Source organism: Synechococcus sp. PCC 6312 (assembly GCF_000316685.1).
Classification (GTDB): domain Bacteria; phylum Cyanobacteriota; class Cyanobacteriia; order Thermosynechococcales; family Thermosynechococcaceae; genus Pseudocalidococcus.
The window spans coordinates 3,425,070-3,449,760 of sequence record NC_019680.1 but is presented as its reverse complement, the minus strand read 5'-3'; the positions used below and the strand labels follow the sequence as shown (position 1 = coordinate 3,449,760).

Below are 24,691 nucleotides of genomic sequence, written 5' to 3'. Positions count from 1 at the left end.
GGAGAAGTATCCATCACAATCTATAGCAATCCTACCTGAGCCAAGGATCATTTAGATTGGCAACATCTGCAGGAGGAGTTAGAAGCTTTGGGACGGCAAGAATATCGAGAGTTAGTAAGTCGACTGACGCTGTTGTTAGGGCATTGATTCAAATGGGAATTTAAACCAGAACAACGATGCTGGAGTTGATTTTTAACCATTCGAGAACAACGGCGAACAATTACACGGCATTTAAAACAAAATCCTAGTTTAAAGACTCGATTAACTGAGGCAATAACGGATGGATATAAAGCTGGAGTAGATTTAGCACTACAGGAAACAGATTTACCCCTGCGAGTTTTTCCTGAAGATTGCCCTTACCCTATAGAAGGAGTATTAGATGACAATTTCATTTGTAAGACAAATCTGGCCTGGGAAGAGGATTATAATCAAGTCAAGTCAGTCAAACTATTTTTTGCAAAAAAATATTAGAGATTTTCAACTTTTTCAGCAAAGCTGTATACTTCGATTCCTAAATCTTCAGCAACAGGCCTGGCGGGGTCATCAACCATTGGTGAAATAACAATTTTTCGGGTGACAGGGCATTGATGACGTTTTTGATAGAATGCCACTTTACGATCAAAGCTATACATATCGAATTTTCTCATGGATGACTCAATTTCACAAGCAATGATATCTCCGTTTCTAATAATAATGTCAATTTCTACTTGATCCGGACGACCAAATACTTCACCCGCATCATCAAAGTCATTGATATTCAAAACATGGACATTAAACGATTGCTCTAAGATACCTTTCAGGGCATGACGAAAACTGGCTTCAGAATAGAGTCCCCATCTAGAACTTAGCGCACCAATAGCACTATCAAAACGCCGATCTAATCTGCGAATTTCAGCAAGTGCTTCATCCCATTTACGGTTTTGCTCGTCCCATTTGCGAGCCTGTTCTTCACGATCTCATTGCAGTTCATTAAGGATGCGATCAAATTTACTCTCGGTTTCTTGCTTGCCAGCGTAGTATTCTGAGACAGTGCGCAAAATAAAATCTCTGATCAACGGATCTTGGGGGATCAGGTTAGGAAGTTCATTGCGGATTAGTTCTTTTACTTCCGAGTTGGTCATACAATAGACATCTCCAATAACCTGATTTTGATCCATGCCCCATAAAGGTTCTAGCTTCATTTCTGGAGATGTCTAATCATTACTTAGCTTATCTATACTCTATCGCAATGTACTCGATGAGAGGGGCTGTAATCTGATAATTTCTCCAAAATGGCTAGCGGAGTTATCGGACTGGATTAGGGAATTACTCTTGAGTATCAACAACTTTTGGAAATAGGCCTTGCCCAAACAAAAAGTACTGGAACTCGATTGGCAAAATCTGCGAGAAGAAGGAGAAGCTTTGGGACAGTAAGAAAAGTAAGAATTGAGGCCTGGGAAGAACATCCAAGTTAAATTAAAAGAAAAAAACCTATATTTTTCAATCTTGTGGGCTGATAAAACCCATACTTAATCATTTGATACTTTCTAGTGGCCCAGGCCTGATTAGGAAGATTGATATAAGTTTCAATAATATTCAGTTGTTCTGGCAAGAGATGATGTTGAAAGGTTTCACGAAATTTCTTAGCTTGAATAATAGTTTTTTGGATGTCACTTCTAATTTCCTCTAAGTTACTGAGACGAGAAAAAATATAGTTAAGACCCCATTTTCTAGCACCAACATTGTTTTTTTGATGTTGACGGTAAAGTACGGTAGGTTCTGAAATATAGGCAATTTTACCAAGAGTAGCGGCGGTCAGAGCAATCCACCAATCGTGCATGATAGCTTCTGGGGGGATAGGGGTTACTAAATCTTTGAGGGGTTTGTTGATGAGCATTGTGCAGCCTGTAACAAAGTTTTGTAACAGAAGTCTAGGGAGTAGTTTTGGGGGATTGGGATCGAGGTTTTGGTATTGTCGAAAGGAGTGATGGATTAAGTTAAGGTCTTGATCAACAACTTGAAGGTCAGTATGAACAAGAATAGGAGTGTGATTACCATGTGTGGTTTCCATTTCTTGCATTTTTTTTAGGCTAATCTCCATTTTGTGTGAAAGCCAAACATCATCTTGATCAGAAAAAAAGATGTATTCTGAGTTTGCACTAGAAAAAAGAGCATTTATATTTTCTAAAACTCCAACATTAATCAATTGAATGTAAAACAATATATGTTGAGAATAACTATTTATGATTTTATTGATTATTTGAGTTGAACCATCATCAGAGCAATCATCACTTATTTTCACAAGATAGTTGGTTAATGACTGATTAAGAAGAGACAAAACTTGAGACTCAACATAACTTGAACCATTATAGACTGTAAGAAGTATTTCCACTTTATTCCGGAATTTGCTCATATTCTGATATAGCGCTTCTTAATGCATCTAGATACTGAAGTCCAAATCTTGAATCTGGCTCAAGATAAGCAGATTCTGCCCATTCATTCCAAGCATTGATAAAAATAAACTGCTCGCTTATTTTTTTCCTGGAAATCTTGGCAATTAATTGTTTCATATACATCTCAAATTTATATGGGCTAGCATCTCGAAAAATAGTCGCCCTTTCCCGATACCTTGCAGTGTTATCCCAGTCAACAAATGCACCTTCAAACAAAGGTAGTTGAGTATTTATTTTTTCACATATGATCTGCCGCCAAACAACATCATAATCATAGAAAGTCAGAGAAGATTTATTTTTGTTTTTTAAATCAGATAAATTATTCTTGATATAACTTGGTAAATAGTTATAGACGTTTATGATTTTGTTTTTTACTTTTGTAAGAATATGCGGCATAGAATTTTTTCTGAAATTGTATGCAGTATAAAATGGCTGAAAGAGCATAACTCCGTTAAAGTGTTGAAGAATACTAAAGTCAGGTAGCTGGTATTGATTCATTGCAATAAAAAATATATCATTTAACCCAAATTCTTTTGCTCTTAATTTCCAATAATTAAACATTTCACCAATTTTATGAATTTTCTGAGGTCGATAAATTAGGAAAATTGGTTTTCCATCTATAGTGATAGCTCTCTTATCTGTCCATGCCTTAATTAGGTAATCAAAATGCAATGACCAGCTATTAATTTCGGGGGGGTGAGTTTGTAATTGTAAAATATCATGATCTTGTCCATCCCATCTTCTTGACCAAGTTTCATTAGCCCAAGCAAGACAAAATTTTATATCTATATCTTTGTTTTCAAGGATGATATTCGTTGGTTTTTCTAGTAACTGTTTACCGTTAAACCAATAGTGATAGTGACAAAAACCATATATTCCATACTGCTTCGCCAAACTTACTTGCTGCTTAATTGTTTCTTTCTTAGATTGATCATAGTAGTTATTATTTGCAGGAATACGAGGCTGATAATGTCCTGGAAAAAGGGGAGTTGCTCTCCGCACATTAACCCAATCTGTGAAACCTTCACCCCACCACTCATCATTCTCTGGAATTGCATGAAGCTGAGGGAAATAAAGAGCAATTATTTTTGTCATGAGGTAATTACAAGTGTTTTGAGTTAGTTATGATTTGGCTTAACAAGACAAGCAAACTGAATATATTTCATATCGTAGAAGGGGCCTACAAGTAGCTTGGAAATAAGTTTTCCACGAATTGATTCTGATCGATTAATTCCATCCATCTTTAATATTGTATACCCCTGTTCTTCAAACATCTTTTTAATACTTTTTCTTGTAAAGAAACGAAGATGAGTTCTATCAAGGACTCCATAATCTTGATAATCCCAATTACCCTTTACAAGAAGCTCATATAGAACTGGAGCGTGTCGAATGTTAGGTAGTGAGGCTATCACAACACCTTCGTTGCTTAAATTTTTCTTGACTTTTTTTAGAACAGTATATGGATCAATAAGGTGCTCAAGCACATCATTAAATATTATACAGTCAAAATATTTTTCAGGAAGGTCATTAAGAGCATCTAATATATCTTTATGAAGAACTTTATCAAGATGCTGACTGGCAATTCTAGCAGCTTCAGGATTAATTTCAATTCCCCACGCCTCAACTCCAAATTTATCTTTTACAAGAGTTGCAAATCGTCCGTTAGCACAACCAATATCTAAAATTTTCTTTGAAAAAGATGGGATAAAAGCTAACATTTCAATTCTATCGCTATTAAAATACCAATTCTTAATGACTTGTCTCATAATTTTTACTCCTTGGGTGGCTTATTCTTATTAAAATTAACTGCAAATAACTTAATAAAAAAATTCTTAATTAAAAACCATCGAGTTCGTAGCTTCCAAAAAAAGCTCTTTTCAATATTTTCAATAGCTTTTGCATGAGTTACTAAAAGATTATTATTTTGAGCTTTTAGTTGTTTCAACTCAAGGTCAATTGAACTTAGTGCACGTTTCAAGTTAATCAGTTCAAACTTATACAAATCTAATTGGCCAGATGGCGTTAAAACTTCAAAAAGATGAGTATAGAGTTCTATAGAATCTGAATCCTGCTTAGCGACAGTCAAGGGTTTACGTGCTATGAGAACAGAGTCGTGCCAAACATTACTTCCATCATTGTAATTTTCATTTTCCCACTGTGTAAAAGCTTCTAAAACCTCGAGTTGAGCAAAGTTAGCCAGTGCCATCATACCATCAGGATAAAATCTCCAGCAATCTACAGGGTATCTATGTTCATATCCAGTAGAGGGAGCAATTAGACAACATAATCCTCCGGGTTTTAGTACTCTTGAAATCTCTAAAATAGTCAACCAAAAATACTGAATATGCTCCAAAGTTTGTCCAGATATTAACACATCAACTGAGTTCGAATTTATTTCATTCCACATATATGGATCACGAAGTAAAATATCTACGTTTTCTCCAGCCTCTAAATCTAAACCAATGTATTTCCAGTTAGGGCTGTGGAAAATAGGGCGATATGATCCTCCAATATTTTGGCTTCCAAGGTCTAATATATAAAGTTCTTCGGATAATTTGTTATTAAGATATTTATTAACAAATAACTGCATTTTGTCTATTGAGCTTTGGTGCATAGCGATGCCTCCCACTTCAAAATTGGCCTCACCAACCCCGGAAATTCACCGATATACTCTCCACGAGCGGAACTTCCAGATATATTGTCAGTAACTTTAAATGCTAGAGCGTTTGGCTCATGCAAATGAATACTAAATGGGTCTGGCGTTAATATGGCAAGTCCAACAATAAATGCCCCCTCTGCAAGGAAATTTGAAGGAATCCATACCGTGGCTGAATAATCTCCTTGACTCCGTGGTACATTACGCATATGTGAAACAATATCATGTGAGTTTAAGATATTAATACCTTTCTCATTAAATAAGTTACACCCATGTGTAAAAATACAACCATCTTTTGTTACTCTATATTCAATAGTGATTCCAATTTCCTCCGTTATCTCAAAACTGCTTTTTATAGTACCATCTTTATTATGAACTCTAGCCTTTAGGAAGAAAACTATCTGATCATCGGAAAAATTATCAAAATTCCACTGCTTAAAGTTTGTAACACCTAAATCAGATTTGATGTAGTGAGTTATTGCTTTTTTAGTCGATCCATTATATTCAACACCACCCCGAGTTAGAAGAATTGTTTCAGTACAAAGTCTAACAACAGCATCCATATTGTGACTAACAAATAGAATAGTTCTACCCTCTCTTTGACTCACATCTTTGATCTTTCCCAGGCACTTTTTTTGAAACTGGGCATCTCCTACCGCCAAAACCTCATCTACAATTAATATCTCTGGTTCTAAATGAGCCGCTACTGCAAATGCCAACCGAACATACATCCCTGAAGAATAATGTTTTACTGGCGTATCTAAAAACTTTTCCACCTCTGCAAATGCCACAATTTCATCAAACTTGGCCCTAATTTCAGTTCGGCTCATCCCTAGAATCGCCCCATTCATCAAAATATTTTCCCGGCCCGTTAACTCAGGATGAAACCCCGTCCCCACTTCCAACAATGATCCCACGCGCCCCCGAATCACTGCTTCCCCAGTTGTTGGCTTCACAATCCTCGATAAAATTTTTAACAGCGTACTCTTCCCTGCCCCATTTCGCCCAATAATCCCCACCACATCCCCTTGATGGACATCAAAACTTACATCCTGCAAAGCCCAGAACTCTTCCCACTTTCCTTGCTGCCACTCACCCTTAATGAATCCCTGCACTCCACTCCATAGATCTTCCCGAAAACTGCGATAGGCCAGTGACTTTTGGGCCCGAATCCGATACTTCTTACCTAACCCTCGCACTTGAATAACTGGCTGAGCCATTGAAATCCCCAAAAAAACTATTTCAATCTCTCAAGAAATTACTTTAACCAAACTTTCTAAAAATAAAACTGGCAAAACAGTTAGAACATCTAGGCAGCCTGCTCAAGATTCACTCTAAACATCTCCTCAATATCCAAATGCAAATCAAGGTCTTCCCATTCAATCATTGTATTACGGGCAATAAAACGAAACTGCTCCCTTTGTTCTGAACTGGCTAAAACCAGGGGTGTGTACCAGCTTAACGGAATAGAAATTATTCGACCATCCATAACCTCAATTTGTAAATAATTTTCATTAATCTCTACACTTTTACCCTGAATCATAGTTATTCTCCAATGATTTCAATCCATTTTTTGATCAGATAATCTTGATTGTCACGCACCATCTTAAGCTTAAGAGCTTGCTTTAACTCCTGTGGTTTGAGATAAGAACGAATAACTTTCAAAGTTTCAATTTCTATCTTTGCGTAGTCATCATTTGCCTTCAAAATATGGATATGCTTTGGCTCATGATCATTGCTTGGAATAATAATTTTAAACCCATACCGCTGAGATAATTCTTTAAGAATAGGTATTTCACTATATCCTCACCCATATCTGAGCCAAGTGATTATGCCAAGGACGAAATCCAATACTACTGGCCCAAATCCCAAACCTGAATCACTCCCTACTTCATGAAAACCTAGAAACTTACACTCTAAATTTACCCAAAATTTTAGGCTTATCGCTTAACCACCGAAAATCATTAAGAAAACCTTACGAATCATAATATTTTATTAAAAGTTCAGCGAACGAAAGAGTTAATAATCCAATTTTAACAAATGATGCAAAATTAATCGCACACTGCTCAAGAGACGATCTCGTTCCCGTTTTGACAAATCTCTCACTTCCTCCACCAAGTTTTCGATATCCAACTCATCAAAATGTCTGCTGGTGATCAAATCAGCCATCTTTTCTGACCATAGGGCAAAATCTTGTTCATAGATCTTTTTCATTATCTGTCTGTATTTTGCCTGATGGTGGGGTGGGACATCATCATTCCAGCATAGACTAATTGCAATTTCCCCAAAGCGACTCATAATAAACCCAGGCCTGGAATCTCCGGTATTCGGTCATACGTTAATAGCCCTAAATCACATCGGCAAATTCTTGCTCAACCGCCTGAAACGTTAGAGTTCCCAGGCCAAGGAAAATCACCCCACACACCATAGACCAGGCCAAGGCCCACCCACTCACAGGCGTAATCCCGGTGACTGCAAAGCGAAAGCCATCAATCACGGCCGCCATTGGGTTTAGGTAATACCACTTCTGGAACTGCTGCGGGACAATTTCTACAGAGAACACCACGGGAGACGCAAAAAATAGCACCTGCATTAAAAACGGGACAAGATACTGGAAATCGCGATAACGAACATTCAACGCGCCGAAAAATAAACCAATTCCAGTCGCTAAGAGCATCGTCACCCCCATCAGAACTGGAATCAAAACAAGGCTCCAAGTTGGGCGCAAGCCGTAAATAAAGGTCAAGGGCAGCAGCAGAAACAACGACACGACAAAATCAATCCAGGCCGAGGCCACCGCCGCAATCGGTATCATCAATCTCGGAAAATAGACTTTAGAAATCAGTTGGGATTCCCCAATTAAGCTGACACTGGCCCGATTCACCCCTTCAGCAAAGAGCGTCCATAACACTAAAGCGGAATAAACAAAAATTGGGTAAGGCACGCCAGCAGTGGGAATCTTGATTAATTTACCAAAAATAACATTGAAAATGATCATGGCCACTAGGGGTTGAAGTAGCACCCAGGTAATGCCCACAATGGTTTGTTTGTAGCGGACACTAATCCGTCTGAGAGTCAGCATATAGAGTAGCTCTCGATATTGCCAAAACTCATTGAGCACGTCTTTGAGGGGCGGATTTCTAGCGGAGATGATGGTAATAGGGGTAGCTACGCCGCTGTCAAGCTTTTTATCATTCACGATCTCTGAGACCCTCTCTACTCCTGCTCCGAAGCAATCGCAAACTTCACTCCCTCATAAATATCCTTCAGCCTAATTTGTAAATCGAGAGAGGCGAAAACTAGAGAACTATCCTCTCCGTGGATATCTGTTAGAATCCATTGCCCTTCTGGATTTTTAGTGAACTGCTCAATGGCAAACTGATCCTGATCAATCAAAATATAGTCCCTTAACTCAGGAATCGAGCGATAACGGGTAAACTTTGTCCCTCGGTCATAGTCTTGCGTGGATGGGGATAACACCTCGACAATCAGCATGGGGTTTGTAATTGTTGTGGTTCCCTTGCCCTCATAGATTGGCTCACCCTGAATAACCATCACATCGGGATAGGTAAATTGGCGATATTGAGGAATCCATAACCTGACATCACCGAAGTAAATTCGATACTTTTTGCCTTTAAGGGCTAATTTCAAAAATGTATAAAAATTACCAGCAATCTCATTATGGTTAGTTGTTCCACCAGCCATCTCAATAATTTCCCCATCCCGATATTCGTGCTTAAGATCAGACTTCTCCTCTATTTCTAAGTATTCCTCAGGAGAGTAGAATGACTTGTCTGTCACATCACTTGGGACTGTTTGAATCAGAGTTGCGGTCATCATTTAATCTATGCCTCCCTTTAAGAACGCATTCGTTGAATTATAAATGGCATCCCTAAACGGTATCAGGCTCAGGGTTTGGCCGTCAGTTGAATTTACCCCCTTAGCGAAATGGCGGCGAATACATCAGGCCCCCTTTTGTCCAGAGGTTGTTTTGTCCCCGTTCCAGTTTTAAGGGTGTTTGACGACCTAGATTCCGTTCATAGATTTCGCCATAGTTCCCCACGGCTTTAATGATATTGGCCACAAAGTCTGGAGCCACCCCAAGTCCTTGACCCAGTTCTCCCTCAACCCCTAAGAATCGCCGGACATTTGGATTTGGGCTTTGTAATTGTTGACTGAGGTTGGCCTGGGTAATCCCCAATTCTTCGGCATTGATGAGGGCGTAGATTGTCCACCGCACGGTATTACTCCAGGCCGGGTCGTTGGCAATCACCGCTGGGGCCAGGGGTTCCTTAGAAAAAACTTCCGGTAGAATGATATTTTGCGCGGCATTCGGTAAGGTTTGACGGCGTGAGACTAATTGGGAGCGGTCGGCCGTAACAGCATCACACCGTCCCTCTGAATAGGTCGCAAAGGTGGTATTCACATCCTCAAAGACCACGGGGGTAAAGGCAGCATTCAGGGTTCGCATCTGATCCGTAAAGTTTTGCTCGTTGGTGGTTCCGGCTTGCATACAGACGGATTTTCCGGCCAGATCGGCGAGTTTGGTAATGCCGCTGGATTGACGCACCATCACGGCCTGGCCGTCATAGAAAACAACTGGGGCAAAGGTAATGCCTAAATTGGTATCGCGGCTCATCGTCAGGGTGGTATTGCGACTGAGGAGATCCACTTCTCCCGTTTGCAGGGCTAAAAATCGTTCCTTGGCATTCAGATTGCGAAACTCGACGGCATTGGGATCATTAAATAGGGTGGTGGCCACGGCTCGACAAAGATCCGCATCCAGGCCCGCATAGTTCCCCTGAGCATCCACAAAGCTAAAGCCAGGGAGTTCACCACTCACGCCACAGACTAATTTGCCCCGTTGTTTAATAATGGCGAGACGATTGCTGCTAGTTGCGGTGGGGGTGGGGGAAGTGGGAGCCGATGTTGAGGCCGGGGGCGCGTCCCCATCACAGGCCACTAAACTAAAGCATGAGAGTAAAACAATTCCAGATAGCCTCAAAAGCTTGTGCGTCATCGTCTTCTGGAGGGTGTGTACTACCAACGTTTTCTCCCCATTTTTGATGGGTTAATGATTCCCTGACACTATAGCTTAGGATGGCGAATGGCCTGGAGTCGGGGTTGGCTGAAGGGCTAATGTTAGGATTGGGAAGATGCAGGGTAGTGAGATCCAAGGATAGGGGTCTCAATTTTTGCCATCTATATTACTCCGTCAAAGGCCAGTAAACCCCCATGACAATTCTCCACGGCAGTTGGGTGATTGGAGCGCAAGGTGAGAAATTTTATCTTTGGGGTGAGCGGTGGCGGGCCGGGGCTGAGACCATGACAGCAATCTCTGAGAATGTCGCCCCTTATCCCTATGCCCTGGAGTTTGCTGAGTTACGGACGGCTTTAGAATCAATCGGCCCAGGCCTGGGAGACGCAATTACTGCTAAGCCCTGCAATTTGGCCCTGCCCACGTTCATGATGGACAGACAACTCATCCCCAGTCCGCCCCAGTCCCTACCGGTTAAGGCCAACCCCCAAGCAAAGATTGCCCCCCAACCCGATGTCCTCATTCCTTGGCAGCTAACCGGCGGTGAAATAGATTTGGGTGTTCTCTTGGCCTGGTTTCAACATCTCCCCTTAACAGCAACTACCCCAGGCCCGCTCAAAATTGGTGATGATTTACGGTTTTGGAGCCATATCACTCGCTGGGGATTCGACTTGCTCGGACGCGGGAAATTTGTGCCGTTTCATCAGGCTGGGGCAGACTCGGAACTTGTGGAAATTCTTTGGATGCCACTGTTAGATAGTGTTACCGACCGCCAACGCCTAGAATTTTTTGCAACTCAGATGCCCCAGGCCTTGCGGTTTTACTTTTTTCTCAATCCCGATCAAGCTCCAAACATTCCCATCCCCCCCATCCCCCAGGTTCTCATTACCCGCTATTTGCAAAGGTTCATCAATTACTGGGTTGGGCAGATGCCAAAACTTGTGCCTGAAATCAGCCGTACCTGGGAAAACAAAAAACAAGGCAATGCCCCACAACAATGGTTCCAGGCCCTCCTCACTCCCTACAGCCGATTAGCCAAAACCCCGGAATCCAGTCAGTGGCTTGACACCCTTGAGCAGTGGTTAGCCCCCATTGCGCCGACAGTCACAGGTCAACCTCGCTGGCAAGTCTATTTTGAGTTAGTCCCCCCCCCCACCGAGGCGGATTCCTGGTCACTCACCTTTGGATTGCAAGCGGCAGAACAACCGGCTTGGCGAATTTCGGCGGCTCAGATTTGGCAACAGCCCGCAGACGCGATCACCCACAATCACCAAACGATTCACCGTCCTCAAGAAACTCTTTTAACTGGACTGGGCCTGGCGGTGCGGGTATTTCCCGACTTGGAAACCAGCTTAAAAACAGCCCGACCCCTTGGCCAAGCGTTAAATGCGGCCCAAGTTTATACCTTTTTGAAAATTGGGGCAGTTCGTTTAGAAGAAAGTGGTTTTGGATTGGTGATGCCTCCAGGCCTGGAACGGAATCGGAAAACCAGTGTTCCTCGCTTGGGCTTGAAAATTACGGCTGCTATTCCGAAGGAGAATCATCAGGGCCTGGGACTTGCCAGTTTATTAGATTTTCGCTGGGATATTTCCTTAGGCAATCGGGCTATGACCCAGGCTGAGTTTGATCGCTTGGTGGCCCTCAATAGTCCCGTGGTGGAAGTAGATGGGGAATGGGTGGAGTTGCGGCCCCAAGATATTCAGGCGGCCCAGGCCTTTTTTGCCACCCGCAAAGCAACCACTGGGTTAACCCTCCAAGATGTCCTCCGAATTGCCACTGGAGAGAGCGTCACCTTAGAAAAATTACCGGTTGTGGGCCTGGATGCCGATGAGAATCTCAAGGCGTTACTGGATGCATTAACAGGCAAACAAACCTTAGAACCGATCAATAACCCACCCGGATTTGAAGGAGAATTACGCCCCTACCAGGCCCGGGGTGTGAGTTGGTTAGCCTTTTTGGAACGGTGGCGATTGGGGGCTTGTCTAGCAGACGATATGGGCCTGGGTAAGACCATAATGCTATTAGCTTTCTTGTTATATTTACAGTCTAAAAAGCTCCCTTATTCTCCCACACTTTTAGTTTGTCCTACCTCTGTTTTAGGGAATTGGGAACGGGAAATTAAAAAGTTTGCCCCAGGCCTGGCCGCATATGTTCATCACGGCAGTGATCGCCCGAAAGCTAAAGCTCTCCAAAAAACCGTTAAGAAACACGATATTATTCTCACCAGTTATGCCTTGATTTACCGTGATCTTGAGAGCCTCAAACCCATCAAATGGCAAAATATTGTTCTAGATGAAGCCCAAAATATTAAAAACTCGGAAACTCGCCAATCAAAAGCCGTGCGCGAACTCAATGCCCAATTTCGGATTGCCTTAACGGGAACACCTCTAGAAAATCGCCTCACAGAACTCTGGTCAATTTTGGACTTTCTCCATCCGGGCTACCTTGGCAACAAACCCTATTTTCAAAAACGCTATGCCATTCCCATCGAACGCTATGGCGATACAACGTCCTTAAATGCCTTGAGAACCTATGTGCAGCCCTTTATCCTCCGCCGCCTCAAAACCGATCAATCTATCATTCAAGACCTCCCCGACAAACAGGAAATGACGGTCTTTTGTAGTCTCAGTCTCGAACAGGCTAGCCTCTATGAAGGAGTGGTTAAAAAATCATTACAAGACATTGAAAACAGCAGTGGGATTGAACGACGGGGACATATCTTAGCGACCCTCACGAAACTCAAACAAATCTGTAATCATCCTGCCCAATACCTAAAAGAAAAAACGCTTGCTGCCTCTCGATCTGGAAAGTTAATCCGCTTAGTTGAAATGCTCCAAGAGTTGATTGATGCAGGAGATCGGGCCTTGCTTTTCACTCAATATGCCGAGATGGGCAAACTCCTCCAGGCCTACCTGCAAACCCAAACCGGCCGGAAAGTCTTCTTTTTATCTGGCAGTACCCCCAAGCCCAAACGGGAAGCCATGGTGGATCAATTTCAACAGGATCCCCAGGCCCCGCCGATTTTTATTCTTTCTCTCAAAGCTGGGGGAGTTGGGTTGAACTTAACCAGGGCCAATCATGTGTTTCATTTTGATCGGTGGTGGAATCCGGCCGTGGAAAACCAGGCCACGGATCGCGCCTTTCGGATTGGGCAAACCCGCAATGTCCAAGTTCATAAATTTGTCTGTGCTGGCACCTTAGAAGAAAAAATCCATGCGCAGATTGAGCGGAAAAAAGCCCTCGCCGAGCAAGTGGTTGGGGCCGGTGAGCAATGGCTGACGGAATTAGATACAGAACACCTGCGAGACTTACTTTTACTTGACCGCAACGCCATTATGGACAGTGAATCATTATGAAACAACCTGACATTCTGCGGATCACCCGGAAAGCAGCCAGCCTCAAGGAAAAACGGGCCAAGGAACAGGCCGAAAATCCAGAGTTACAAGCCATCACCCCCAGTCCGGCCCTTAGCCGTGAAGGTCTCTCCCCAGAACCCTTTGCCCCCCTGCCCCAAAAAGCCCAAAATACTGAGCAATTGGAAAGTCGGGAATGGTGGAGTCAACGTTGGGTCGATGTTTTAGAATCCTTTGGCTGGCGGCGGCGGATGGAGCGGGCCCGTAATTATGTGCGGGAAGGGCGGGTTCTTAATTTAGAGTTCAACAATAATCTGGTTTTGGCCCAGGTTCAAGGTACGGCTCCTGCCCCCTATAACGTTGAGCTTTCCTTGGAGCCCTTTACGGAAGAGCAATGGCAGTTTGTGATTGAAGCGATGGCGGATCAGGCCCTCTTTGCCGCTAAACTCTTGGCTGGAGAAATGCCCCAAACTATTGAATCTGCCTTTGTCAGCAGCGGCCTCAGTCTATTTCCCTTTAGTAAGTTTGATATTCATAGTCATTGTGACTGCCCTGATCCTGTTAATCCCTGCAAACACATTGGCGCAGTGTATTACCTGTTGGGGGAACACTTCGGCCGAGATCCCTTTATTTTGTTTCAACTCCGGGGCAAATCCAAGGCAGCCATTACTCAGCAATTACGGCTGTTACGCAATTCCGAGGAGCCGCAGGGCCAGTCAACTCAGACTCAACCCCCTCCACCAGAGGTCAAAGCCCTTTACTCCCCACCAGATATGGGCTGTTTCTGGGATTACACGGCTTCTCTCGACCCGACCCTGATTAACCTTGAGCCAAGCAGTGAGAGCGATCAAATCCTCAATTTATTAGGCCCAATTCCCCTAGCCACAAGTAGTTCCGGCAATAGTAATCTCCAGAATGTGCAAGAGGCCCTGAGCGGTCTCAAAGGAATTTACCAGGCCCTGCGCCATTATGTCCTCAATTTGGAAACTGGGGAAAAGTAATCGTTCTAATCGGAGAGTTAAGCTGCCATGGGTTGCCAGGCCGGGGTTTGCTCTCCTGTGACGGGAAAATGACGAATTTCAGCATAGCCACTCAGCACCAGTTGATCTCCCACCGTCATCAGGCGATTTAATTTCAAGACCACACCATCAAGATCAAAGCGGTCTAAATCAACCATTCCATTGAGGAGATCCACAAAGGCCTCGGTTAAGCGTTGGCTAATCAGTTGTTGGGCTGGGGGAATGTCCTGTCCGAGCCACTGGGCCTGGGTAAACTGAATCCGGGTGCGCCGTTCAATGGCCAGGGCGGTGATCACCTTAATCGGGACAAGACCATGAAAGGGCAACTCGACTTCGGCTTGTAACTTGACTTGATTGTGGGGCAGCAACTGGATTTGGACATTGGTAAAGGAGACCGGTTCTTCACCGGAAATTGCCGCTAGTTGTGGGGTGAGAATATTTCTAAGCCGATTTTGCACCAGTTCCGCTTGAAAGGCCTGGTTAATGCCCGCTTCCGATAAGGTGATCTCGGCAATGGCCTGGGTGGGTTGTTGGAGCCGGAGTTTGCCTTGGAAAATTGCCCCTAAATCTATGGCCACCGCATCGGTCGCAAAGGACATTTCAGTAACGGGAAATTGCCGCCGAATCACCAGGCCCCGCCCCTGCATTTTGAAGCTGTCAACCTTGCCCTGTAAGATTTTTGCCGCCGGAAAACAGCCCACACTCACGGAGACCGCCTCGCTCTCGCTAAATAGATGGGTAATGGCCTGGGTGGCGACGGAATTGATCAGTTGCTCGCCCCAGTCAGCCGTCAATGTGGTGGTTCCAAACATGATGAGTATTAAGTAATGTTACGGAATATTTACTATCCTAACGAGATGTAACGGCTCTGACCAGGGTAGTTGTCCGTCACCTCAGGAAAAAAGTGATTGGAAGTATTGCCAGGCCTGGGTTTGGGTTAATCTCTGATTTTTTCTGATCGGGGTCATAAGTAAACCTAATCGGGGCCTGGGGGAATGAATGATAATAAAGGAGGGTTTTCCTAACAATCAGAAACGATGGGCAAGATGATGACTGAGCAAGACTTTCAACAGGCCGTTTTATCCCAACTCCAGCGGATTGAAGATGATGTTGATAACCTCAAGCAGGATGTGAGCGGTCTGAAAAAAGATGTAGATGGCTTAAAGCAAGATGTAGATGCCCTCAAGCAAGAGTTGACCTTAACCAATGTCCGAGTGGATACCTATCAAAAAGCGTCCGGACAAGTGGTGAATTTAGCCTTTGGTTTAATCGTTACTGCCACTGCCACAATCATCGCTTCAACAATCTTGCGTTAGTAGCCAAAATCATTAGGCTTTGGTGATCTCTCCCATGCCGGACAACACCCCTGTTCTTTCCCTTGTCATTCCCTGCTATAACGAAGCAGCTAATTTAACCCAGTTGTTGACTCGCATTGCCGCAACCCTCGCTCCCCTTGAACTAAACTATGAAGTGATTTGTGTCAATGATGGCAGCCGCGACCAAACCCTGCCCCAACTCATAGAACAGCATCAGCAAAACCCTCGGATTAAAGTCATTAACTTCTCCCGCAACTTTGGCAAAGAAATCGCTTTAACCGCGGGTATTGATCATAGTCGGGGCCGGGCTGTAATTCCCCTGGATGCTGACCTCCAAGATCCGCCAGAGTTAATCCCCGAGATGCTCTCCCGTTGGCAAGAGGGGTTCGATGTGGTGTATGCGACCCGGCGTACCCGTGCTCAAGATAGTTGGCTGAAGCGGCGAACGGCAGAGGGGTTTTATCGAGTCATGGCCTGGTTGAGTGACACTCCGATTCCAGCCAATACGGGAGATTTTCGGTTATTAGATCGGGCGGTCGTAAATGCTCTTAAACAACTCCCGGAGCGTAATCGGTTCATGAAGGGCCTGTTTAGTTGGGTGGGTTTTCGGCAAACAGTGATCTACTACGATCGACCCGGCCGGACAGGGGGCCAAAGTTCCTGGAATTATTGGCGGCTGTGGAATTTTGCCTTAGATGGTATCGTCGGCTTTAGTGTCAAACCCTTAAAAATTTGGCTCTATGTGGGTCTCTTTATTTCCCTCCTGGCTCTGATCTATGCTGGGATTTTAGTCTTCCGAACGATTACCTATGGGCGAGATATTCCCGGCTATGCCTCATTGATGGTGGCGATTTTGTTTTTAGGCGGGATTCAGTTACTAACTCTGGGGATTATGGGTGAATATTTGGGCCGGATTTATGCTGAGGTGAAGGGGCGGCCCCTGTATATTATTCGCGAGAGTTATGGTTTTGCCTTCAGCCCATATCATCAATCCGATCAGCCGGAGCAATTACAATCTCAACAATTTCCCAGTTCCCCCCAGGCCCCGGAGTCAGAGTCATGAGTTATGCCATTGATTTTGGGACGAGTAATACGGTCATTGCCCGCTGGAACCCAATTCATCAGCAACCGGAACCTGTGATTCTGGCGGGATTGACTGAGAGTTTAGAATCCCCTTTAATTCCCAGTTTGCTCTATGTGGACAATGCTGAAATTCCTGAACTTATCCTTGGACAACAAGTGATCCTGAAAGAGCGACAACAAAACAATAATCAGCGGTTATTTCGGAACTTTAAGCGGGGGATTGGCACCGAAATTCAGGGATTTTTGCCGCAACTTGATGGTGTTTCCCTCTCGTTTGAGCAGATTGGGACTTGGTTTATTCAGCGTCTTTATGAACAGTTACTTAAGCTCCATCCCGATGCCCTAACCTCTTTGGTCTTAACGGTGCCGGTGGATAGTTTTGCCGCCTATCGTCTTTGGTTAACAGATATTTGCCAGTCCCTAGCCGTTGAACAGGTAAAGTTATTGGATGAACCAACTGCTGCGGCTTTGGGAACTGGCCTGGAAAATGCGGAAACCCTCTTAGTTGTTGACTTTGGCGGCGGAACCTTAGATTTATCTCTTGTCAGACAACCTCCAACACCACCAGAATCACGGGGCTTTCTCCTCAAGTGGGGGCAACAAATCCTCACAGCCCAAGAAACTACGGGCAACCAGATGGCCAAGGTAATCAGTAAGGCTGGACGGACATTGGGGGGGAGTGATATTGACCAGTGGTTGGGGGACTATTTCCAAGATCGGTACGACCTCCCCATCACGCCTTGGACATTACGCCTTTGGGAACGGATGAAAATCAAGTTGTCTAGCCAGGCCCAGTCCGAGGATCTTTATCGTCATCCCGATACCGGCCAAGAGCAAATTTTGACCCTAACCCGTCAGGAATTAGAGGCAATTTTAGAAAAAAACAACTTCTTTAACCGTCTCGATGACTGCCTCAGCCAAGTTCTGCACCAGGCCCGCAACCAAGGCATCACAACCAAGGACATTGAAGGGGTGATCTTAATTGGGGGAATCTGCCAAATGCCCGCCATCAAGGCCTGGATTCGGTCGCATTTTCCAGCCGATAAAATTGCGGAGGATCATCCCCTCACGGCTGTAGCCACTGGAGCCTTATATCTCGATCAAGGGGGCGGGATTAAGGATTTTCTTTACCACGGCTATGGGATTCGCTATTGGGATTATCGCCGTCAAACCCATAACTGGCATCCGATTATTCAACCCGGCCAATCCTACCCGATGGATCAACCCATTGAATTACTCTTAGGCGCGTCAACATCCGATCAACCCGGCCTGGAACTGATTATGGGGGAACTTGGCCAAACCCAGGAGCGGACAGAAATCTTCTTTGAGGGGGGACAACTGATTACCCGCACCATTAAAGATCAACCCACTGTCCAGGCCTTAAATGATCGAGAAGGTAGCCGAACCATTGCCCAACTGAATCCCCTGGGTCAACCGGGTGCAGATCGGGTCAAAGTGCTATTTTCCGTAGATGAACATCGGCAGTTACGCATTTCCATTGATGATTTACTCACCCAAACTCGCTTGGTGGATCAGCAGTTGGTCATCACGTTGCGCTAGAGGTTAGGGAGTTTTAACCAGGCCCCGCTCAATCAACGCCTCAGCAATTTGCACCGCATTTAGGGCCGCTCCCTTGCGGATCTGATCTCCACATAACCAAAGTTCTAACCCGTTGGGATGGGATAAATCTTGGCGAATCCGGCCGACTAAGACATCATCTTGACCCGTGGCATCTATGGGCATCGGGAAGTAATTATTCTCCCAATCTTCCACCAGTTTGATCCCTGGGGCCTGGGCGATTAACTCACGGGCTTGAGTCACGGGGAAGGGCTGCTCAAACTCCAGGTTCAAGGTTTCCGAATGGGCCCGCAAGACCGGAACGCGCACACAGGTGGCCGAGATGCGTAACTCTGGGGCGTGGAAAATCTTCCGGGTTTCATTGACCATTTTCATTTCTTCCTGACAATATCCCTCGGCATTAATTGGCGTGTTATGGGGAAACAGATTAAAGGCCAGGGGATAGGGAAAGGCCGCGGTGGGGGGTGTTTCGTTGTTCAAGATGGCCTGGGCCTGTGCTCTAACTTCCTCCATGGCTCTGGCTCCGGCTCCACTGGCCGATTGATAGGTGGCGGCAATAATCCGTTGAATCGGTTGAGCTTGATGCAGGGGCCAGAGGGCAACGGTCATCAGAATTGTGGTGCAGTTGGGGTTGGCAATAATACCTTGATGCTGATCCAAATCAGCCGGATTCACTTCTGGGACAACTAACGGCACATCAGGCTGCATCCGAAAGGCACTGGAATTATCTACACACACCGCCCCGGCCTGGACAGCGACAGGTAGCCATTTCTGGGAAATACTCCCGCCGGCCGAGGCTAAGACGAGATCAATACCCGCAAATGAATCAGGGCCCACGGCCTGAATTGTCAGGTTTTCCCCTTGAAAAGCCAGGGTTTGTCCCGCCGACCGCTCTGAAGCCAACAACCGCAACTCCTGTAAGGGAAAGTTCCGTGCTTCTAAAAGCTGCAAAAGCTCTGTCCCAACTGCCCCCGTGGCCCCTAAAACCGCAACCCGATACCCCTGACTGCCCAAAGCCTGATCCTTCAAAACTACAATAATCTATGGTTTGTGTTCCCACTCGAGAAGACACCATAGGCGGATCCTGATCGTAGGTTGTGCCGTGTGGGCTTGTCTAGTCAAGAAATTTCTGTGGATACCCAAGGTGGGAGAGAGGAAAGAAGCGTGAGCCGGATTAAGACCATTATTCTTGTCCATGGTTTTTGGGCAGATGCCTCCTGTTATCGAGAAGTAATTCCTCGTTTGCGCTCGACTGGTTATGAGGTCATGGCAGTACAAAATCCCCTGACATCTTTGCAAGATGATATCGCCGCTACCCAACGGGTCTTAAATCGTCTCAATCAACCCTGTATCTTGGTTGGCCATTCCTGGGGTGGGTTTGTGATTACGGAAGTCGGGCTTGATCCCCGAGTTGTCGGGTTAGTCTATTTAGCAGGCCTGGCTCCCGATATTGACGAGTCCATGCTGGATTTAATGAGCCGTTATGGGCAACCTTCCCCCCATTTTCAAGAAGAGGATGGATTTATTTGGATTTCCCCACAGGGTATTAAAGAGGTCTTAGCTCAGGATTTATCGGATCAACAACAAGCCCTCCTCTACGCCACACAAACGCCACCTGCTGCTCCCCTAACCACGGCTAAAGCCAAGCAACCGGCCTGGCACCATAAGCCTAGTTGGTATCTTGTTACCCAAGCGGATCAGGCCATGCCCCCACCATTACAGGCAGAGTTAGCCCAACGGATGAAGGCTCAAACAATGATGGTTAATTCTGGCCATTTTCCAATGCTCTCTTACCCGATGACGGTTGTGGATATTATTGATGCTGCTGTCTTAAACTCCTAGTTTTGGATTCTCCCATCGCCAATTTTGAGCTTATGTTGGAACAAATCATCATCTGTATCAGTCAGAAGGGGTTTATAACTGAAAATTTTGGCAATTTTGTGACTTAATTCAAAGATATGAAATCCACATGGGGAACTTGCTAGCTCTAGCTGCGTCCCTAAGCCTAAGGAGACAGTTGATAAACATTGCCAATGCCCTTAGCAATACAGTTTGATTACGTTGTGTTCTGGACTGTTCAGTTTTCTCCAAGCTAATAACTGATTCAATGTATTAGCACGGTTTTCTTTAGTTATTATTCAGGAGTTTCATTATGCTTGGTCATCAGGTTTGGCCCGCTCGGTTTATGGCGGCTATGTTGCCCATTTCTTCTCTAGTTGTGCCCCTTGGTATGGTCTTTAATGCTCAAGTAGCCCAGGCCCAGACTCGGTTTAACGATACCCAAGGCCTGTGGAATCAGACCTGCATTGATAACTTAGCCCAACGGAACATTATTAGTGGCTATCCCGATGGGAGCTTCCGTCCCAATGCTTCTGTGACGCGGGCTGAATATGCAGCAATGTTGAATAAAGCCTTTCCCTCGGCTCCAGCGACCCGTTCGGCCGTCCAATTTGGCGATGTTCCGGCCAGTTTCTGGGGCTATAATGCGATTCAAACTGCGACAAAAACAGGGTTTATGAGTGGTTATCCGGGCAATGTTTTTCAACCTAATCAAAATATTCCTCGGGCCCAAGTTTTAGTTGCTTTGTCCAGTGGTTTACGGTATAGCCCCACCGGAAATATTGATACCACTTTGAATTACTTTTATGATGCTAATACGATTCCCGGTTATGCCCGGCCTGGGATTGCAGCAGCCACAGAACGGCAATTGGTGGTGAATTACCCTAATGTCCAACAGTTAGATCCAAATCTTTTAGCTAGTCGGGGGGATGTGGCGGCATTTCTGTGTCAGGCTACCCGTTCTGGAAACCAAGCTCTGATTCCGACCCAATATATTGCCGGTAGTTCCTCAGCTCCTCAACCCGTGGCCTCTGTCCCGGCAGGAACGCGCATTTCTGTCCGTTATCCTGATGCTGAACGGATTATCCTGGCACCCAATGAATCGGTCAACATCGCTCTGACCACCACCAGTAATGTGACGGATACGAATGGGCGGGTTGTGATTCCGGCTGGCAGTTTAGTCACAGGCAAAATTCAACCAGCTCAGGGTGGTTCCCAATTCGTTTCCAGTGGTGTTTCTGTTAACAACCAAATGATGCCAATTGCGGCGACCTCTGGGATTGTTGCCACTACGACTAGCACTCGAGATCCAAATGTCTTGAATGTCTTTCGGAATGCGGCTATTGGTTCAGCCGTTGCGGCGGGTATCTCAGGCCTGGCGGGGAATCAAACCATTACAGCGTTAAAAGTCCTCACTGGAACCACCGCTGGGGCCGCAGTTGAAACCAATATGGGCCGACCGGCTGCGTCCATTGCTCGAGATACCTTGATTGGGGCGGCAGTGGCCACAGGTGTTTCAGCCATTGTTGGAGATCGGACTATCACACCAGAGAAAGTCATTATTGGGGCTGGAGCCGGAGCTACAATTGGGGGAGCGATTGATCCGGCTAAGGAAAATGTGATTGTGATTACGCCAGATACTGATTTGACCTTGACACTGAATAGTCCGTTATCGGGTTATTAGGGTTCTCAGTTTGGCAAATATGGGGGGTATTCTCACCTGGCCTGGGAATTCCCCTCAATCCTAAATCACTCCGGCAATCATCAGCCCAAACCTAAGGGCAAGTGCTCCCCAGCCAGGCCCGAATTCATGCCATTGTTGTTCGACTCAAAGGTGACGATCCTTTATTTTTGGCGGGGGGGCGAAGAATACATGGGATTGATCCAAGCTCAAATTCCCGTCGAAGTTGTCCCCGGTGTCACCATCGGCATTGCTGTACCCGCCAAGTTAAATATTCCCCTCACCCATCGGGAACTCAGTTCATTGGTGCTGTTGGTAACAGGCCATGAAGGAGCCGGAAAATAGCCACCCGAAGTAAATTGGAATGCTGTAGCCCAGGCCACCGATACGATTGTGATATATTTGGGTCTGCACAACCTGAGCCAAATTCACCAGGCCTTGTTAGCTGCGGGGCGTAATTCTGAAACACCGATGGCCTTAATTCAAGCCGGAACTCGACCAGAAGAAAAAATTACCATTACAACATTGGGGGCAGAGTTTGAGGGCCTGGAGAACACGAAAACTCTGACTATTTAATAGTCAAAATTTCTAATAGATATAATTATTTTAATAATCAGTTGTTATTCTTTGTTGTCATTGCGATTTTACGCTGAATATCCATAGGAATTTTAAGTTTCTCTGCTAGCCTTTGGCGATCCTGATATCGGATATCATGCATCGAGCAATATCGTAAGACGATATACTTTAGCAATCTATCACATGTTGGATTTGTGCTAAATTCATGATGTAATTTCTCGATTTTCTTGATGTCTAATTTTTTTTCAAAATGCAACTCGATTATTTGTCGAACCAACTGAAAGGCGGGAGTTTTCTTCTTTGCAGTAACTACTTTATAAATATCGCAGCCCTTTGAAGAGCCTAAGGATAAGGAAACTTTATAAAGCATTGCTAAAATTATTAAATAGTTTATGCACAAATAAGAAGACTCAATTTTTTTAATTACTTGCAAGTCAGAAGATTTTGGATTTTGATCAATGGTCTTTTGAATCCTCCTGATTGCTTCATCACGCGAATTTTGCCAAAACTGCATAAATACACTTAGTAGTCTTAAAGAAACTGACAAAGATTCTTCGTAGATCAATTCTAGAGAGCTTCGTTCCAAGGAACCAAGTCTATTTCTAAAAATTTGCCCGCAAACTTCAGACGCACGGAAAACCTTATTTATTTTTGCCACAACCTCAGGCATCTCATCATTATCATCATCTTCCTTTTGTTGTTCTTCAAGTAGGTCTTTTTCTTGATCTTCTTTTAGACGTTCACTTTGGGCATCTTTTTGCTCCATGACAAGCTCAGGTATTTCCTTAATGAAATCATGGAGAAAGTATAAAGACTCCTTTTCTAGAGTTATCTCTTGTTCACCGGAGAAGATATCCATCACAGAATACAAGATTTGATCGAGGATCCATGGATCTTTAGAATGGTGAGTCAGAAAAAGAACTATATTGGCAGATTTTTCAAGATGAATGTTATTTATTAAATTATTTATTATTTTCTTTGCATCTTCTCCATGATGAAGAGAGTCTGAAATATTTTTGGCTGAAAAGAAGTAAAATAAATAGCGATATCGAAACTTTAACGTATTTTCAATACGCTCTAAAATCGATGCATTTATCAAATCATTAATAACCTTTTCTTGGTCAACTGCAAGAAAATTACTTGAATATTTCCTGAAAAATGCTTCCAAATTATCATCATCAATTGATTCGCTAGGAGATTGTAGTATCTCTCCCCCAAGCTCTGACAATACATTAAGATACATATCAACATCACTTTGTCTGACATTGACACGTTCAAGAGCTTGATAGATTAAATACTGATAACTATGTCCATAAGAAGTAATTTCAAGTCTTTGTGAAGTCATTGTCTCAAAAGACTGAAGTAACATCAAAATAAATAGTGGCTTTGCTGGAACTACATTTTTACCGACAAGACAATCAACATGATGCCTTAGTTCATCTTTTCTTGCCCAAAACTGTTGATCATCAGCCTCCTCTGTTAACTCTAGATTGACCCATTTATCAATTAGTTCACTACGATTAACATTACCAAAAGGAAGAATTTCTAGCTTTTGATAATCATCTAATCCAGGAATTTCATTTATAGTAAATCTCGATGAATCTTCCTCAATAAAAATAGTGTATGCAAATTCTTCTTTAACATCTGCAATGAACTTTCTCTTTGCTCTTTTATTGATTTTACTAAGTAAAAAATCATCGATAATACAAATCTTATTTGGATTTGCTAAGTAATCTTTTAGACTTAATGAAGTGTATGTTAATGAAACAGATTTTTCAATTTGCTGCTGAATACTAGAGCTTTTGATGTCTTGACCTTGAATGAGTATCGGCGCAAAGCCAGATGAAAGAGCATCAACAAATAATTGCTTTGAAAGAGAAGTCTTGCCTGATTGTTCTTCTCCAAAGACAAGTAAGCGTTTACCAACTCTTAGTAACTTTGATCCTGAAATAATCGGCGAAAAATCTTCTAATACATCTTTTAAAATTCTTAAATTTGGATAAACAAACAAATCATTAAACGTAATGAATTCCCGGTTGCGATGCACAAACTTAATTGCGGTACTATCAAGGAATTTTTGAAATTGAGCTGACAATTTCATTTCTTTTTTTGAATATAAT

General features: G+C 44.1%; 23 protein-coding genes and 3 pseudogenes. 9 read left to right on the top strand and 17 right to left on the bottom strand.

Annotated elements, in window-relative coordinates:
• Positions 1-57 precede the first annotated feature (57 nt).
• A pseudogene (locus SYN6312_RS21095) lies at positions 58-471 on the top strand (DUF29 domain-containing protein); the annotation flags it as partial.
• On the opposite strand, the gene SYN6312_RS20685 reads toward SYN6312_RS21095, so the two are convergent.
• The 14 genes and pseudogenes from SYN6312_RS20685 to SYN6312_RS16700 form a co-directional block, all read right to left on the bottom strand.
• Complete coding sequence (locus SYN6312_RS20685) at positions 468-701, bottom strand: hypothetical protein (protein WP_256377512.1); 234 nt, start codon at positions 699-701, stop codon at positions 468-470. The pseudogene SYN6312_RS21095 and the gene SYN6312_RS20685 sit on opposite strands and share 4 nt — an antisense overlap.
• 24 nt (positions 702-725) lie before the next feature.
• A pseudogene (locus SYN6312_RS20805) lies at positions 726-935 on the bottom strand (DUF3782 domain-containing protein); the annotation flags it as partial.
• Between the two features lie 21 nt (positions 936-956).
• The gene (locus tag SYN6312_RS20680) at positions 957-1,121 is read right to left on the bottom strand and encodes a hypothetical protein (RefSeq protein WP_253276383.1); all 165 of its coding nucleotides are present in this window, start codon (positions 1,119-1,121) and stop codon (positions 957-959) included.
• Positions 1,122-1,450: 329 nt separating this feature from the next.
• Positions 1,451-2,371 (bottom strand): glycosyltransferase family 2 protein, encoded by a 921-nt coding sequence (locus tag SYN6312_RS16745; protein ID WP_172636066.1) that lies wholly within the window; start codon positions 2,369-2,371, stop codon positions 1,451-1,453.
• A gap of 1 nt (position 2,372) precedes the next feature.
• The gene (locus SYN6312_RS16740; protein WP_015126080.1) at positions 2,373-3,527 is read right to left on the bottom strand and encodes a glycoside hydrolase family 99-like domain-containing protein; all 1,155 of its coding nucleotides are present in this window, start codon (positions 3,525-3,527) and stop codon (positions 2,373-2,375) included.
• Positions 3,528-3,550: 23 nt separating this feature from the next.
• Positions 3,551-4,198, bottom strand: coding sequence for a class I SAM-dependent methyltransferase (locus tag SYN6312_RS16735; RefSeq protein ID WP_015126079.1), 648 nt, complete (start codon positions 4,196-4,198; stop codon positions 3,551-3,553).
• 5 nt (positions 4,199-4,203) lie between these two features.
• A complete protein-coding gene (locus SYN6312_RS16730) occupies positions 4,204-5,046 on the bottom strand; it encodes a methyltransferase domain-containing protein (RefSeq protein WP_015126078.1) in 843 nt (280 codons plus the stop codon).
• Positions 5,028-6,308 (bottom strand): ABC transporter ATP-binding protein, encoded by a 1,281-nt coding sequence (locus SYN6312_RS16725; RefSeq protein ID WP_015126077.1) that lies wholly within the window; start codon positions 6,306-6,308, stop codon positions 5,028-5,030. Before SYN6312_RS16725 ends, SYN6312_RS16730 begins: the two co-directional genes overlap by 19 nt.
• Positions 6,309-6,397: 89 nt before the next feature.
• Positions 6,398-6,631, bottom strand: a complete 234-nt coding sequence (locus tag SYN6312_RS16720; RefSeq protein WP_015126076.1) for a DUF2442 domain-containing protein — start codon at positions 6,629-6,631, stop codon at positions 6,398-6,400.
• Positions 6,632-6,633: 2 nt separating this feature from the next.
• Positions 6,634-6,837: a DUF4160 domain-containing protein gene (locus SYN6312_RS19215; protein ID WP_256377511.1), complete on the bottom strand. Its 204-nt coding sequence runs from the start codon at positions 6,835-6,837 to the stop codon at positions 6,634-6,636.
• A 270-nt stretch (positions 6,838-7,107) separates the two neighbouring features.
• Positions 7,108-7,386, bottom strand: a complete 279-nt coding sequence (locus SYN6312_RS16715; protein ID WP_015126075.1) for a DUF29 domain-containing protein — start codon at positions 7,384-7,386, stop codon at positions 7,108-7,110.
• A 49-nt stretch (positions 7,387-7,435) separates the two neighbouring features.
• Positions 7,436-8,287, bottom strand: coding sequence for an ABC transporter permease (locus tag SYN6312_RS16710; protein WP_015126074.1), 852 nt, complete (start codon positions 8,285-8,287; stop codon positions 7,436-7,438).
• 17 nt (positions 8,288-8,304) lie between these two features.
• Complete coding sequence (locus SYN6312_RS16705) at positions 8,305-8,928, bottom strand: Uma2 family endonuclease (protein ID WP_015126073.1); 624 nt, start codon at positions 8,926-8,928, stop codon at positions 8,305-8,307.
• Between the two features lie 100 nt (positions 8,929-9,028).
• Positions 9,029-10,108: an amino acid ABC transporter substrate-binding protein gene (locus tag SYN6312_RS16700; protein ID WP_041430914.1), complete on the bottom strand. Its 1,080-nt coding sequence runs from the start codon at positions 10,106-10,108 to the stop codon at positions 9,029-9,031.
• Positions 10,109-10,323: 215 nt separating this feature from the next.
• Here SYN6312_RS16700 and SYN6312_RS16695 point away from each other — a divergent pair, with 215 nt between their 5' ends.
• Complete coding sequence (locus tag SYN6312_RS16695; protein WP_015126071.1) at positions 10,324-13,482, top strand: DEAD/DEAH box helicase; 3,159 nt, start codon at positions 10,324-10,326, stop codon at positions 13,480-13,482.
• A complete protein-coding gene (locus tag SYN6312_RS16690; RefSeq protein ID WP_015126070.1) occupies positions 13,479-14,480 on the top strand; it encodes a hypothetical protein in 1,002 nt (333 codons plus the stop codon). Before SYN6312_RS16695 ends, SYN6312_RS16690 begins: the two co-directional genes overlap by 4 nt.
• A gap of 17 nt (positions 14,481-14,497) precedes the next feature.
• On the opposite strand, the gene SYN6312_RS16685 is transcribed toward SYN6312_RS16690, so the two are convergent.
• Positions 14,498-15,310, bottom strand: a complete 813-nt coding sequence (locus tag SYN6312_RS16685; RefSeq protein ID WP_015126069.1) for a DUF2993 domain-containing protein — start codon at positions 15,308-15,310, stop codon at positions 14,498-14,500.
• Positions 15,311-15,544: 234 nt separating this feature from the next.
• Here SYN6312_RS16685 and SYN6312_RS16680 point away from each other — a divergent pair, with 234 nt between their 5' ends.
• Genes SYN6312_RS16680 through SYN6312_RS16670 form a run of 3 tightly spaced genes read left to right on the top strand, consistent with a single transcriptional unit; the run spans position 15,545 to position 18,457 of the window.
• The gene (locus SYN6312_RS16680; protein ID WP_253276381.1) at positions 15,545-15,814 is read left to right on the top strand and encodes a DUF4988 domain-containing protein; all 270 of its coding nucleotides are present in this window, start codon (positions 15,545-15,547) and stop codon (positions 15,812-15,814) included.
• A gap of 34 nt (positions 15,815-15,848) precedes the next feature.
• Positions 15,849-16,877 carry a glycosyltransferase family 2 protein gene (locus SYN6312_RS16675; RefSeq protein ID WP_015126067.1) on the top strand — a complete coding sequence of 343 codons (1,029 nt, stop codon included), beginning with the start codon at positions 15,849-15,851 and terminating at the stop codon, positions 16,875-16,877.
• Entirely contained in the window at positions 16,874-18,457 is a 1,584-nt protein-coding gene (locus tag SYN6312_RS16670) for an Hsp70 family protein (protein ID WP_015126066.1), read from the top strand. The genes SYN6312_RS16675 and SYN6312_RS16670 overlap by 4 nt, the downstream gene beginning before the upstream one ends.
• Before the next feature lie 3 nt (positions 18,458-18,460).
• Here SYN6312_RS16670 and SYN6312_RS16665 read toward each other — a convergent pair whose 3' ends face one another.
• Positions 18,461-19,489 carry an aspartate-semialdehyde dehydrogenase gene (locus tag SYN6312_RS16665; RefSeq protein WP_015126065.1) on the bottom strand — a complete coding sequence of 343 codons (1,029 nt, stop codon included), beginning with the start codon at positions 19,487-19,489 and terminating at the stop codon, positions 18,461-18,463.
• Positions 19,490-19,639: 150 nt separating this feature from the next.
• Between SYN6312_RS16665 and SYN6312_RS16660 the strand changes: the two genes are divergently transcribed.
• The 3 genes and pseudogenes from SYN6312_RS16660 (at position 19,640) to SYN6312_RS21090 (ending at position 22,571) form a co-directional block, all read left to right on the top strand.
• Positions 19,640-20,317 (top strand): alpha/beta fold hydrolase, encoded by a 678-nt coding sequence (locus tag SYN6312_RS16660; protein ID WP_041430913.1) that lies wholly within the window; start codon positions 19,640-19,642, stop codon positions 20,315-20,317.
• Between the two features lie 310 nt (positions 20,318-20,627).
• Positions 20,628-21,998: an S-layer homology domain-containing protein gene (locus SYN6312_RS16655; RefSeq protein WP_015126063.1), complete on the top strand. Its 1,371-nt coding sequence runs from the start codon at positions 20,628-20,630 to the stop codon at positions 21,996-21,998.
• Positions 21,999-22,124: 126 nt separating this feature from the next.
• Positions 22,125-22,571: pseudogene (locus tag SYN6312_RS21090) on the top strand (SAM-dependent methyltransferase).
• Positions 22,572-22,608: 37 nt separating this feature from the next.
• Here SYN6312_RS21090 and SYN6312_RS16645 read toward each other — a convergent pair.
• A complete protein-coding gene (locus tag SYN6312_RS16645) occupies positions 22,609-24,666 on the bottom strand; it encodes an NACHT domain-containing NTPase (protein ID WP_156804855.1) in 2,058 nt (685 codons plus the stop codon).
• Positions 24,667-24,691 lie beyond the last annotated feature (25 nt).